The sequence below is a fragment of the Cohnella abietis genome (assembly GCF_004295585.1).
GTDB classification, from domain to species: domain Bacteria; phylum Bacillota; class Bacilli; order Paenibacillales; family Paenibacillaceae; genus Cohnella; species Cohnella abietis.
Window position 1 is genome coordinate 6711548 of record NZ_AP019400.1, and the last position, 13997, is coordinate 6725544.

Here is a 13997-nt window from a genome sequence, read left to right on the forward strand (position 1 = left end):
TTCTCCTCCTGATTAGACGCTTAATCCCATTGTCGTATAGAAGGCCATATCAGATTGCCTCGTATCGAGTCGCCCGTATTGCACGACGACCGGCACGTTGCTCACTAATTTGACCGCGTACTGGGTTTCCTTCGGAACAACGTAGCCGCCCATATCCTCAGGGTTATCCAGCCGGTAGCACCGAACTCTACTAGCCTCAACGAGAGAAGGGGCTAACTTGATCGGATCGCGGTCCGAATAAAAGAGCGTCATCTCAATGCTAGCGAGATCGTCGTTCATATTGAGTACGATGATCGATTCATGTCCCTTGAGCAGTGATTCTCCAGGGGGCGGCAGCTCGCAGTCGGGAAATACCCACTGCAGCTTTCCATTACTATTTTCCATACCTTGCACTCTCCTCATCTGTCCGGCCCGTCAGCCCAAGCGATGCCCGCCAGCCTGGAAACTCATTGTCGATGACGCTTCTCACCTGATTGATCTTCCATTTCAGATGCTTCGCATCCGTCATATATTCCATGCTTGGCTCCCAACCGAGACGGGAATCCGCCTCAGCAAGAGGGATAACCGCTTGAGCGTTGGCGATCTCGCTCTCGGCCAGCGTCTCCATCTCTTCCAGAAGGGCAAGCGCTCTATCAGAATCCGGCTCTATCAACAGCCGTTGCTTGAGCAACCACCATTGCTTTGTATGAATCGCCGTTTGGACCGCATGCTCGATGAATTGGCCGATTCCTCTCATCCTCTGTACCTGCTCCCGCTTCTTCTCAGGAGTAAGCTCAATCGCCTGCTTCATTGCTTCGTTCCCTTGGATCATCAGCTCATGCATTCGTTGTAGGCTGGCGATCTCTACGGGATACCGTGAAGCTCCTAACGACTGCCTCGGAGTGTCTTCCGGCTTGTAAGTCGTAAAAATAATTTCGTTGCCGAACATCGCATGCCAGGCAGCCGGCATCTTCACCCCAATCTGAAAGACGAGCGGGTAGGAGGAACCGATTCGGAAAGGGCCGTACTGGTCCTCAATGGTCGGAATATAGTGCTTAATAGCTTCGCTCCAGCTCCGCCAAGCTTCCAGAACGTGACTAAGCGCTTCCCTGCTGAAGTCGCGAATGGCAATTGCTTCGAATATGTCTTGCCGCGAAGGGCTCGGGTGCCAATAGGTCCACTTGGCGATATCGCTGACGAAGGAAGGCCACCAGCCGTAGTGATGGCTCTCCATCAACCCTGACAGTCCCCAATCCTCATTCGCTTTAAGTAGCGCATCATGACGATTGGCCCATTGGTATGGCACGGGCTGATAGGGGATAACTCCGATATCCCAGGTGAGTCCACCCGTATTGCTCATCGCATAGAGCTTGATTCCTCTTTCCTTGGCGACCTTCGCCTCGCTGCTGAAATATTGGCCAGGTCCTTCGAAGGAAATCGTATAATCCACGCATACGTTTGTGACGTTCCCATGCTTGATTTGCTCGAACATCTCGAATGTCACGAGCACGGTAATATCATCTGGTATATCCCTCAGCAGCTTAAGGCGATCCTCCTCAGGAGCCCACCCCCAGTTGTAAGTCCAAAAAACAATGTCTGCCTCCCGGTTATGCTTGTGGACGACCTTCTTCAACAGATTCAGCCATTGCGGATAGTCTCGGCACGGCCACCAGCCAGGGCTCGGCTTGGTCTGAGGTTTGTCAGCCGGCCATTCCAGCCGGAGAATGCCCGTCGTATTGGGGTCCTTACTCGGAAATTCGCACGATTCGCCGACGAGAATGACGCCTTTAAAGCGCGGGCAAGCTTCGAAGATCTTGCCATAAACGTCGTCGTAATACTGCTCTGCATCATGCTCATCCGGATGCTTACGCGAGGTTAGATAGCTGTACACATAGACATCGAGACCATAGAGAGCAGCACGGTCGACCAAGTAATTGAAGTCCTGATAGCCCTCCGTCGTCCTGTCCACATCTTTGACGAACACCATAATTGCATCAAGCCCCGCATGAGCCATGGCGTTCAGATGTGCGTCCGGGTACCGATCTAGTCCCCAACCCGAGTGCGCCATTCGCGGTGAGAAAATCGGCTCCCTCTTCACCTCTTGAATAGAAAGGAAAGGCGCTTCCCGCAAGTTCATCAAGTCTTCTAAGTAATAGCTTCCTTGCCCGACTCCTCGCTCATCATTCCCGCAGACAAGAATTCGTTCCTCGGTAACGACAAGGCAATAGCTTCGGGGGAGCTCCAAAGCTTGCCCAGCTTCCGGAAGCTCTTCCTTCGTAGCGAGAACAATGACTCGATTCGTCGTTAACGTATATTCCCGAATATCTTTCACGATAAGAAGCCTTAACGACACATTCATGCTCGTGAGAAAATAATCCTGAAGATCTTGAGCGACGCTTCGGATCAGAGGGGTTGCCTCTACTCCGATCGCGATGCTCCATTCGCCGTCAATGACGACTTCATTCGGCAAGGCGACCGCTTCTGGATCCCGCCGATCGGGTTGGTGAACGACTTCCAGCCGTTTGCGAAACTCATAGTTTTTTTCCGTCATCTTCCCAAACCCCCTTCCTCTAGTACTCGATCGCGATCATTTGATGACATTCGATCGTAGGTACTTGATACCGAATGGCTGATCCATCCTGCTCGAACGGGATCTCCTCCAGCTGAGGAACTGTATAGATGCGGCGAACGGTTTCAGGCAATAGAAGCTGGACGTCGACCCGATGAATCGGCGTAATATCTTCGATAACCTCCTTGTCCTTCCCCCGCTTCACCGGGAAAGCGTACAAGAGATGATTCACGTAACGGGAATCCTTCTTCTGATGTTGAAGCGTCGCGATACCTTGTGCAGGCAGATTGGTGGAAAGGGTCTTTCCTTCTCCCAACAATCTGTCCAATGCATCCAACACCACTTCCTTCACGAACAAGCTTCCGTTTTCCGCGTAATCCTCGAATGCGTTCCAAGCCAAATAGATGCCGTTACCGCTTTCGATCATACCCGGCCCCGCATCATTGCGGCTGTTTGGGGTATGGGAGAAATAATAAGCGTGTAAGCCGCGGTTGAAATAAGGATCTTCCCGGTTACCCAGCTCCTTGCCGCCTTTTAACGATACCTTCTGACCCTGCGAATAGAACACGAACGAGCCATCCCCGAAGCTAGGCAACGGATAATGCGGCTTGTAGAAATCAGGCTTGTAGGAATTTACTCCGATCCACTCCACTCCAAGATCCAGAGCAAAAGCGTCACCCGCCGGGTTTAATCCGGACTCTCCCGTCGCGAATAACTTGCCGCCATTGTCCACGTAACGCTTTAACTTATCGCCAAGCGAATCCGCTATTCTAATCTTGTCGGGTAAAATAACGACTTTATAAGCTTGCAGATCTGATTCCGTATCTACGATGTCGAACAGAATGTTCCCTTCCTGAAGAATACGGTAAGCTCCCGTATCCGATAGACCCATCCGGTCTTGCTCCGGTCCGATCGACTCTAGCGCCAGCAGGGCGACGTCGGCGACGTTGTCCACGTCCGCGCACCAAGCCTCCTTGGCCTCCACTTCCTTGTAGGCCTCGCCCACCATTCGGTAAACGATGGGATCCATAATGCCATCTGGATGCAAGTGATCGCCTACGGAACAATGCGTTCCATGCGCAAGGGCCAGTGCCGCTTCGAAGCGAATGGCATTAGCATGCTTGTATCCGCCGAATTCGCCCCAATTCATATGAAAACGTCCGGTCATCCCGACGACTTTTTTGCCCAATTGTTGGAAGTACCTTGCCGATATCGGAAAATAATCGTAGCCCCAGCCGCCGGAAGGCAGCGATTCCACTTCGATATGGCCGTTCATCGCGACCATGTCCCGGCGGCCGCAACGGATTCCGCTGTTATGGAAAATATCGAGGCCGGGCTTGATCTTCCATGCCGTCTCGTTTAAGCGGCTCGTGTAATTCGCGTATACCCGTTCAGCCAAGTCCATCACATCGGTCTTGTTCAACGGATCCTTTCCTTCCCGCAGAAGCGTCGCTCTACAGACATGACAATAACAAGCTTTCGGAAACACGATATCCAGAAATAGCCCATCGGCGTCGTATTTAGAAACGACTTCCTCCGTCATCTGCAAAATATAATCCAAGTAAGGGGAATTGAAGCAGAAAACGTGAAGACCCGGCTGCGTGAATCCCGGATCCCAGAACGTATGGTCATTCTCGTCGCGGGCCAGCCACTCCGGATGCTCCAAAGCCAAGTTCTCACTGAGCCCGACATTGATATACACCGGAGTCTTGACGCCGATCTCATGCGCAGCCTCGATCATCTCGCCCAGGAGATCGAACTTTAATCCGGGGTGCTTGTTGAACTTTTCTGTATCGTAGTAGGCCCATCCGTGAAAACATTTTGCGAACACGTTAATCGAATCGACCCGACCGAGCTGAAGCATCTCCTGAAATTGCCCCTTAGAGAATTGCTCCCCGATCGGAACAGAGCCGTGGTTATGAAAATCGAGATGTATTTGTCTGAATTGCATGTTCCTTCTCCACCTATTCGTCGATTTTTTTATTCTTTAACGCTCCCCATCACGATGCCCTGCATGAAATACTTCTGCAGGAAGGGATACAAGAGGAGCACGGGCAAGGCGCCCAAGAAAATTTGCGCCGCTTTCACAGTCCGGTCCGAAATATGCTTTAACGCCTCCGTATTAAGATCCGTTATTCCGGAGAAGCTTTTCTGAATGACGATGGTCTGCAAGTAGCTCTGCAACGGATAACGCTCCGGCGAATTCATGTAGATCAGTCCATCAAACCAACTGTTCCAATGTCCGACCGACGACAACAGTAGAATTGTCGCGATCGCCGGAACGGAGAGAGGGAGATAGATCCGGAACAAAGTCACGAAATGCCCCGCCCCGTCTATAAAAGCCGCTTCCTCCAATTCCTTCGGCAATCCCCTGAAAAAGTTCAGCAGCAAGATCGCGCTGAATACCGGAACGGCTCCCGGCAGGACAAGCGCCCAGATCGAATCCAGCAAGCCCGTCGTCCGGACGACCATATACGTCGGGATTAGACCTCCACCGAACAGCATAGTGAACACGAATATCCAAGCATAGACTGTCCGCGATTTGAATTTATGCGCCTCCTTGGACAGAGGATAAGCTAGTAAGACCGTAAGCAGAATATTGATCGAGACGCCGATCGCAACCCGTTGCAAAGTAATCACAATTGATTTGATAAAAGCAGCCTGCTCCAACACGTACTCGTAAGACATTGTGTTAAAGCCAACCGGCCACAACCGGACGACCCCCGCGGAAGCCGCGGCATTCGAGCTCAGTGACAGCGCAAGAACGTGAATAATGGGAAGCACACAAGAAATCGCGATTAATCCGAGAAAAGCATAGTTGAATATTTGGAAACCTATTCTCCAGCCAGATTCCCGCACGTCCGTTCCCTCCTTCCTAGAAAATGCGGTATTTAGCGAAACGGTAGGCCATGTAGTAGGCTACGGCAATCAAGATAAAAGAAACGATCGAATTGAATAGACCGATTGCAGTGGCAGGTCCGAATTGCGCGCTGATCAAGCCCATTCGGTAGACAAAAGTATCGATGATGTCTCCGCTCGCGTAGACTTGCGGGTTGTAGAGTACAAACACTTGGTCGAAGCCTGCATTTAGAACACTCGCTAGACTGAGCGTAGCCAGTAAGATGATGATTGGCCTCATTCCGGGCAACGAAACGTGCCAGGTTTGGCGCAAGCGATTGGCACCGTCCACTACAGCCGCTTCGTATAGCGCCGGATTTACGCTGGTCAAGGCTGCTAGATAGAGGATGGTGCTGAACCCAACTTCTTTCCAGGCATTGGTAGCGACTAGGACATAAGGAAACCAATTGTTGTTACCCAGAAAATAAATCGGCTCGAAGCCGAGCATTTTCACGATTTCATTCACTATCCCCACGGAGGGAGACAAAATATCGACCAACACACCACCCAAGATCGTCCATGACAAGAAGTGGGGTAAATAAATCAACGTCTGAATCGAGCGCTTCACGAATTTCCGCGCAATTTCGTTCAGCAGCAAAGCGATCGTAAGTGGAAAGACGAGACCAGTCACGATTTTCATCAAAGCGATATAGACCGTGTTCTGCAATACCTTGTAGGTATCGGGCAAGCTCATAACGTATTTGAAATTGCCCCAGCCTATCCATTCGGAGCCTGTAATCCCTTTGGCGGGAATAAATTTCTGAAAGGCAATGACGATCCCAGCCATCGGGCCGTAGTTAAAAAGCAGGACGAGAACCAGACTCGGCAAGATCATCAGATGCAGCGGCCAGTTCGCCAGTTTTTTGGACATCGTCCGTTCACCTCCGCTAACTTAAAAATGGCATCGCGAAACAAGGGGGCAAGAAGCACAAGGGATTCTCCCCCCTTATTCCGGTCTATCCGTTTATTTCTTCTTTAAATACCATTCATTTGCATCGGCCAACATTTCTTTGCCGCCAAGCTCCAGCCATTGCTTCGCAAAATTATCGAACTCGTCCGGCGAAGAATGTCCGAGGATAATCTTAGTGAAAGCCTCCATCTGCAGCTTAGTCAGAACCGGCCCCTTCTGGACCATCGATTCCAGCGGCGAAGTCGTAAACTCATCATTCACATAAAGATCATTGTCTCGATAATAATTGGATACCGACATCGACCCTCCATCATCGAATATCCGGCCCCAACCCCAATTGGTAAGATCTCCTTCTTTGAACTTCTGAACCCTCTCGTACACGCCTTTATTCTCGGGGTTTAGCTTAGAAGTATCACCCGTCTTGAGAGCATCAATAATCTGCAAGCTTGCATCGCTGTTCTTGAATGCTTTATAAGCAGCAATATTATTGAGAAGCCAGACCTGGTTGCCGCCATCAGGGGATGTATTAAACTTCTCATGGACCTCTGTAGATAAATTCTCATAGAACGTTTTGTCCCAGAAGTTAAGCATTTTAACAACTGCTTCAGGATGTTTAACTTCCTTCTTCACTACCCAATAGCCTAAGACGCCTAAGGCCGTCTGGGACTTAGCAGGCTTGTCGTCGATCGACATAATCGGAAATGCTTTCCAATCGACAGTAGGGTCTTTGTCTACGCCAGCTTGCATCGGGTAGAGCGGACCATAGTAGGGATAGAACATAATCCCGACCTTGCCGTTAGCTACCGTCTCGAATACTTTGGTAATATCCTTCGCTCCGAATTCAGGGTCGATCTGCTTTCCTTTAAACATTTTCTGCAGCGTAGCTAGGGCGGTTTTCATTTCCGGTTGAATCAATCCGGAAGTCAGCTTACCCTCGCCATCCTTAATCAAAATGCCCGGATAGGCGTGGAAGCTGTTGAAGAATCCGTTCATCAGAGTAAAGTCTTTGTCTATCGCCAAACCGTAAGTGTCTGGCTTGCCATTCTTATCCGGATCTTGCGTGGCGAATGCCTCGCTGATCTTCAAGAGGTCTTCCATCGTCTTCGGCTCAGGAAGATTAAGCGCCTTGAGCCAATCAGCACGGATATAAACCATTGGCACGCCTTCCCTGCTTGGATTCGTAAAAGGAATAGCCATCAGCTTGCCATCAATGGTTGCTGATTCTATCGCCCCTGTCCCCTCTTCGGTCAGTAGGCTTTTGACTCTATCGGAAGCATGTTCATTATAAGCATCGGTCAGATCAGCAAGCATGCCGGCTTCGGCAAGCTGCTTGAACTGCGTTGCGCTTACCCGGAAGAAATCCGGAATATCGCCGGAAGCGATCGTCAAATTCAATTTCTGCTCCCATTGACTGACATCTACTGCCCATAAGGTTTTCACTTTAATGCCGTATTCCTCTTCATAAGCTCGCGTCCAGACGTTGTTCTCCATAGAGTCCCCGTCCGCGAACTTGACAGTGGATTCCACCGTTCTTACCGTCGTCAACGTAATCGGCGGATCGTACTTCCCATCCTGGGCCGGCTTCTTCGATTCCCCGGTCTGAGATGCTGTTTCAGAGCTGGTAGCGGAAGGTTGCGTTTCTTTCCCCCCGTTATTGTTGCAAGCCGTCAATACCAATAAAATCGCCGCGAGCGTGAAACCGATCAAACGTCGTTTCCCTTTTTTCACTTCAGATTCCCCCTGTATCGATAATGACCGTTCGGAATTGCGAGTGTTCCCGGCGGTACCATCCGGGCACAACTTAATTATAGGGGAGCGCTTTCATAACTTAATAGAAGCAATACCCGTACTCTTATTCCCATAAGGGCATTAGTTCAGCTTTGCGATCAGCAAAGATCGTCTAAGGAATAAATGTACGGTTAATGTGGGTTCGCATGGAACAAGAAACGGATTATAATGGGATTACCCATCAATGAGGAGCGTGGAAGATGATTACTTATTGGCAATCTAAACGAAACTCCTTCTTCTTCAAGCTTCTATTAAGCTTTGCAATTATCGTCCTGATTTCCTTCATCTTTAATCTGGTCTCATTTAATTTCTTTCAGAACACCCTTCGGACGGAAATCATCAAGTACAACAAACTCAACTTAAGCAACTCCGTCAATAATTACGAGAAGCAATTCCGGTTGCTCGACAATATTGCATCCAATTTGTTCTTCGGCGCCAATATCCCCTTGCTCAAAAATAATCGTTCCAATTTCACCGCTATGAACGACCTGACCAGCGAGATCAAGACGATTTTGGGCAACTACAACAATCTAAACGTGGACAACCTTTTCTTCTATAACGACAGTTATTCCTTCATTATCGAGAAGGGGGGAATAGCGGAAATTTCCGATATGTTCGAACAACACTACATCAGCCCTACCTACAACACCGAGTTCTGGAAAAATCAGATTAAGGAAGAATATCACATGAGAATTTTTCCAGCGGCCCAGTTCGAGAAACAAACTATTAATGGAACGATCGAGCCTGCGGGTCTCTACTTCCCCGTCATCGTCAAAAATAAGCTTCAGAGAAACAGCTATATCGCTGCCTTTATCGATGCTAACAAGATCTACGCCAACTCGCACTTCGCGGATAACGATCTCTTCTATATCGAGAACGGAGACGGAACCCGATTTTTTGGAAACCTAGATATTAAAGCGCTTTCAGAGTTTCGGATCTCAGGGGATGGAGAAGCTTACGATTCTAATAATAACAATTACTACTTCTATCAGAAAGGAGAGAGCTCCCAGCTGACCTATGTCAGCGTCACCCCCAACCAGCAGATCGCCTCCACGGTATCCCGCTTAAGTTGGTTGCTGTTGTTCTTATTCGCCTTATCTCTGGTGGTCAGTCTGATTATTTCCATCCTGTTCAGCCTCCGGTTCAAGCTTCCGGTGCAACGCATGCTGGAATCATTGCAGAAAATGAATCCCAACTTCAGCGTCAACAGCACAATCCGGGAATATATCCAGATCGGGGACAAGCTGAAGTCAATCATCGTCTCCAACGAGAAGATCAACCAGGATTTGCAGATGAAGGATTCCCTATTAAAGACGTACAGCTACTGGAATAAGGTTAAGAACATTCCCTTGGAGCATCAGGAAATGCAAAATCTGATCGATAACACCAAGCCGTTCTACTTCGTAATGTACCAGCTCCAGCCTGTGCGCGGTGCTCAGTCGCTCCCTGCTGAAGAGACGACGAAGGCGCATTTCGCGGAGATTCTCAATTCCGCCATCCTGTCGCGCTTTAAACAATCCGAGACGCTGCAGATCGAGAAGGATCTGATTGTGTCCATTATTTTCGACGACGATCCAGCTCCTAATCAAGATTTACTATCCGCGACTTTGCAGGATCTTGTCAAGCTATTCGACGATCACGGCGGGTTCTATGTCACCATTGCCGCCAATCCGCAGCTGAGAAATCACGGCGACTTCACAATCGCCTACGAGGAAACACTGCAAATGATCCACGAGCGCAAGCTTAACCCGAGAACGCAGCTCATTACCGAATCGGATGGGGACACTCGCATCCTCCCGGTTCCTCCGTCCGAGCTTAAGAAGCTATCCGCTCATGCGGAAGCAGGAAATACAACCGAAATGATGCAAATCATTCATCGAATGCTTCAACGTCTTAGTAAAAAAGGCAGAGCGTTGGAATACAAGAAGATGGCGAATGACATCCTTGCCGAAATCTTAATGGTGCTGATGTCGCAGAAAATTGATGTAGGAGATTTGCTATCCGAGCTTGCCCCTTATGAACAGCTGAAGGAAATCACGACGGAAGAGCAGTACTATTCTTTCTATAATGAATTAATCGAGGGGGCCGTCGCCTTAATCAACGACAAAAAAGCCGACAAAGATCCGATTGTCGACTACGTGCTAGCTTATATGGAGCGTCACAGCGGAGAAGATATTAGCCAGGAGGATATCGCCGGCAAACTCAATATTTCAATCGGTTATATGGGCAAATATATCAAGAACAAAACCGGCAAAACGTTTAATGAGTACCTTGAGGAAATTCGTATTAGCAAAGCCAAGCTAATTCTGACCGAAACCGATGACAAAATCCATGAGGTTGCGAACAAAGTCGGTTATCAGAACGCGAATTCCTTTACACGGATGTTCAAGCGAATCACCGGGGCTACCCCCGGTGAATACCGCTTGGGAAAACGAGCGGAGTAGAAGGTCGGCTGCCGGTTCCGACTCGGGATACATTCTGGTTGTGCAAGAAACCGCCATGGGGAGGAGCCCATAGCGGTTTCTTTTGCTTTAGTACAATTCGTCCTTTAATTACCGGTCAGAATCCTTTTTTCAAGCCAGTCTTGGTTTAGAACGTTCGACTTGCCATTCGTAATCCGATGCCAACCAACAACCATATACTTGTTCGGAGCCGTACCTGCTTGTACGGGGGAGCCTGCTATTGCGACATCGCCAATCTTCCACCCCGACTGCGCGGGCAAAGCTGCGAAGGTTACCGCTTGTTCACCTGACCTCCGACCGCTGACGACTATACTGTCCGCGATAGTGGAAGCTGCCGATGCATCTACTCGATTACCTTCCATGTGTAGATATTCTAATACGGCAGGCGCTCCGTATTCGCCAAGGTAAATACCTTGATCGGTCGTCCCACTTCCTCCACCTATTTCATTGAAGGCTAGCGTCACTCCGCCCTGCGTTCCGGACACATGAATACCTTCCGTCTGCGGATAAACGGTAGATCCCTGAAGATTGCAAATCGTATTGGACTTAATCGACGTATTAGAAACTTTTCCCGTTGCCCCCAGTCCGACGCAAATCCCTTTGCTAAAGCCGTTGACCAAATTATCTGAGATCGTCGTATCGAACAGCGAAGCCCCCGCGGCGGCGCACACTAGCACGGCGATATTGGAAGACCTGTCCGTACAGTACAGTTGATTGCCTGTGACCGTTATGCGATCCCCTCTGCCATGATGCATGTTCAGAAATATGGCCGTCTTAGGAAAAGCCATTCCGGGATTTAGAATTTGACCGGGAAGAATCTGTACTCGGTTATTGCCGATCAGAACGTCTGATAAGCCTAGATCAATTGGCGCAATACTGAACAGCCCCACCCCGAACCACGAGACGTTAAAGGAATTTCCGGTTACGGTGATCCCTCTGGACGGCGTCTTCTGGTTACCAGTGATCCATAGGCCTTGCGAGTAATTGTTGACCATATTGTTCACAAAATAATTCTCGGACCCATGAAGCTCGGCCGCAACCACCGGGCCAGCGACGCCCGTGGAAACCGTAGGGTGATCGAACACGCAGTCATGAACGTTGATGACGTCTCCCCACATGTAGATCGAGGAGTGATCGCTGCTGTCGATCCCGTTATTGTAAAATCTGCAGGAGCTAATCTCTACGTTACGACTGTGCGTAGCGGGAGCTTCTTGCTGTCCCGTCGCTATGCATGTCACGCCGGGAGAATTGATAAATTCGCAATTCGTAATTTTGGAATCGTACAACCTGGCATCGACACCGGAAGTGGCCACGGTACCGGAGATAAATATACCCGCGCAGTTGACGGCGCTATAAGTGCCGCTGCCTCTGCTGGGGCTAATCTTATTGTTTGCCCCGTTGATGTCGAAGGTAATTCCTTCAACATACAGGTTATTGATAACGGTGTTTCCGGCAATGAGATTATAATATTTCGGGCTGGCGTCGGTAGATTCGTTATTCTTGAGCTTCAATATCGTCCGCCCAATGCCTGACCCCACCAAATTCATCTTATCCTTCGCGATCAGCGAGCAGACCGAGGCTCCACCAGCCAGCGCGATCGATTGCGACAATGTTAGTAAATAGGTCCCTTCTGGAAAAAAGAGAGGGCTTCCAGAGTCGATTGCCGCTTGGATGGAAGCCGTATCGTCGTTCGCGCCGTCCGCCAGCGCTCCGAACGAGAGCGGAGTCAACCGTTCCTCGTTCAGACGAACTAAACAGCCGGTTCCCTTCGGGTTAGTCTCGCCTGTTCTATTCAGGAAACCCCGCAGACCGGATACCTTTCCGTTCCAAGGAACGGTCGGCGATATGATGCTACCACCATTGTGGGCCGATTTGCTGCGGTTTTTGTCCACATAATAGATGCCTCCCCCGATCGTTTTATTGGGATGATAGCTGCCTATGATGAAGGTCTGACCGTTGTCTAGCGAATTGAGCTTAAGAGATTGAATATCCGCAACGCTGCTCAGATATTCAGGATCGGCAGATTTCTTATTAGCGGCAACCATTCGTGGGCCGCTCAGCAACAAGCTACCAGTAGCTACAACCGCCCCCATGCTGCCCATCGCGGCCAGAAACTTTCTCCGGCTAAATGGGGACGAGGAAGCGACCTTCCCCTGATCTACTTCCATTCCTTTTATTTCCTGCCCATTACTTTCCTTGGAATGATTCATGTGCTTTTCCTCCTATTGGTCTGTAATATCGCTTTTGCATAGCTGAGGACAACAAGACGCTTACTTCGAACAAAATAAGTAACGGAGCAAGCACGAGTAAATTGGAGATCAAGTCCGGCGGTGCAACCATCGTGGACAAGATAACCATTAAGAGATAGCAATATCGTCGCCATTTTCTCAGTAGCTCCGGAGTCACTATACCGATCGCCGTCAGAAACGCGATGACGACGGGCATCTGAAATAAGAGTGTGCATGGTATGACGATGTTGAACATGAACGAGAAGTATTGTAGGACTCCATAGGTTTCCTGAAGCCCCATTCTCTCGTTTAAGCCGGTAAGAAATGCGGTAGATAGCGGGAAAACCAAGAAATAAGCGAAGCAGCTTCCCAGTGCCATAAGCGCTACCGACAATGGAATGAATTTAAGCGTCGCCCGCTGCTCTGTTTCCGTCAATCCAGGCTTGGTGAACTGCCATAGCTGGTACAGCACATAAGGACACGTAACCGCCAAGGCGAACAGCAACGCGAATTGCATGTATACCTGAATGCCGTCCCACGGGGAAAGCGCATGCCATTCTAGCCCAACGGCGGGCGGTACTCCTTTTAGATAGGAGATCACGGGAACGGCTAACGACAAACCACCAGCAATCGCAACGACTAGAACGACGGAGATTCGGATGACCCGCTTCCGTAGTTCAGTAAGATGGGCGACCAACGTCATGTCAGGCATCCGCGTAGACCCCCTCTTTCATTCGGCTTAAGTGGACTTGCCGTTCGTTTCCGACTCTGTAACTGAGCCCTTCGGCAGCTCTACCGGGCCATCGCCCATGATATCCTTGGCTCCATTCTTGAATTCCCTCAGCGTTCTTCCGAATGCCTTACCAAGCTCAGGCAGCTTGCTTGGGCCGAACAACAATAGCCCTACCAGTACGATTAGCAATATCCCTACAGTTCCAGGTGCGTGCATATGATCCTCTCCTTTACCCTATTTTGAATCCGCTTTCATTTTGACGTTTGAAGCGTTCTTCTTTTTACACTTGCCCTCTTACCTTCCTTGTACGCTTCCTCCCCCTCTTAGCATTCTAATAAGTCGGTCGGTATTCCGGATGCTTCAGAGCTTTTCCATCTTCGTACACCTCGATTATATAGACCTCCTTTTTCTCCTCGAAAGACGCAATAAT

At 49.6% G+C, this 13997-nt stretch carries 10 protein-coding genes; 1 reads left to right on the forward strand and 9 read right to left on the reverse strand.

The features are described 5' to 3' along the window. Nucleotides 1-12: 12 nt before the first annotated feature. The 6 genes from KCTCHS21_RS29410 to KCTCHS21_RS29435 all read right to left on the reverse strand — a co-directional run bounded on the left by KCTCHS21_RS29410 (nucleotide 13) and on the right by KCTCHS21_RS29435 (nucleotide 8084). On the reverse strand, nucleotides 13-384 hold the full coding sequence (locus KCTCHS21_RS29410) for a sensory rhodopsin transducer (RefSeq protein WP_157994151.1): 372 nt from the start codon (nucleotides 382-384) through the stop codon (nucleotides 13-15). Beyond that, nucleotides 374-2530 carry a hypothetical protein gene (locus KCTCHS21_RS29415; protein ID WP_130616041.1) on the reverse strand — a complete coding sequence of 719 codons (2157 nt, stop codon included), beginning with the start codon at nucleotides 2528-2530 and terminating at the stop codon, nucleotides 374-376. The genes KCTCHS21_RS29410 and KCTCHS21_RS29415 overlap by 11 nt, the downstream gene beginning before the upstream one ends. A gap of 19 nt (nucleotides 2531-2549) precedes the next feature. Continuing rightward, the gene (locus tag KCTCHS21_RS29420; protein ID WP_130616042.1) at nucleotides 2550-4499 is read right to left on the reverse strand and encodes a beta-galactosidase trimerization domain-containing protein; all 1950 of its coding nucleotides are present in this window, start codon (nucleotides 4497-4499) and stop codon (nucleotides 2550-2552) included. A gap of 29 nt (nucleotides 4500-4528) precedes the next feature. Continuing rightward, on the reverse strand, nucleotides 4529-5407 hold the full coding sequence (locus tag KCTCHS21_RS29425; RefSeq protein WP_130616043.1) for a carbohydrate ABC transporter permease: 879 nt from the start codon (nucleotides 5405-5407) through the stop codon (nucleotides 4529-4531). 16 nt (nucleotides 5408-5423) lie between these two features. After that, nucleotides 5424-6317 (reverse strand): ABC transporter permease, encoded by an 894-nt coding sequence (locus KCTCHS21_RS29430; protein ID WP_130616044.1) that lies wholly within the window; start codon nucleotides 6315-6317, stop codon nucleotides 5424-5426. 93 nt (nucleotides 6318-6410) lie between these two features. Beyond that, nucleotides 6411-8084 carry an extracellular solute-binding protein gene (locus tag KCTCHS21_RS29435; RefSeq protein WP_130616045.1) on the reverse strand — a complete coding sequence of 558 codons (1674 nt, stop codon included), beginning with the start codon at nucleotides 8082-8084 and terminating at the stop codon, nucleotides 6411-6413. 260 nt (nucleotides 8085-8344) lie between these two features. Between KCTCHS21_RS29435 and KCTCHS21_RS29440 the strand changes: the two genes are divergently transcribed. Beyond that, complete coding sequence (locus tag KCTCHS21_RS29440; RefSeq protein ID WP_130616046.1) at nucleotides 8345-10588, forward strand: helix-turn-helix domain-containing protein; 2244 nt, start codon at nucleotides 8345-8347, stop codon at nucleotides 10586-10588. A gap of 104 nt (nucleotides 10589-10692) precedes the next feature. Here KCTCHS21_RS29440 and KCTCHS21_RS29445 read toward each other — a convergent pair whose 3' ends face one another. Genes KCTCHS21_RS29445 through tatA form a run of 3 tightly spaced genes read right to left on the reverse strand, consistent with a single transcriptional unit; the run spans nucleotide 10693 to nucleotide 13783 of the window. Then, entirely contained in the window at nucleotides 10693-12816 is a 2124-nt protein-coding gene (locus KCTCHS21_RS29445; protein WP_130616047.1) for a putative phage tail protein, read from the reverse strand. Next, entirely contained in the window at nucleotides 12794-13546 is a 753-nt protein-coding gene (gene tatC, locus KCTCHS21_RS29450; RefSeq protein WP_130616048.1) for a twin-arginine translocase subunit TatC, read from the reverse strand. Before tatC ends, KCTCHS21_RS29445 begins: the two co-directional genes overlap by 23 nt. A gap of 27 nt (nucleotides 13547-13573) precedes the next feature. Further along, on the reverse strand, nucleotides 13574-13783 hold the full coding sequence (gene tatA / locus KCTCHS21_RS29455; RefSeq protein ID WP_130616049.1) for a twin-arginine translocase TatA/TatE family subunit: 210 nt from the start codon (nucleotides 13781-13783) through the stop codon (nucleotides 13574-13576). Between the last annotated feature and the right edge of the window lie 214 nt (nucleotides 13784-13997).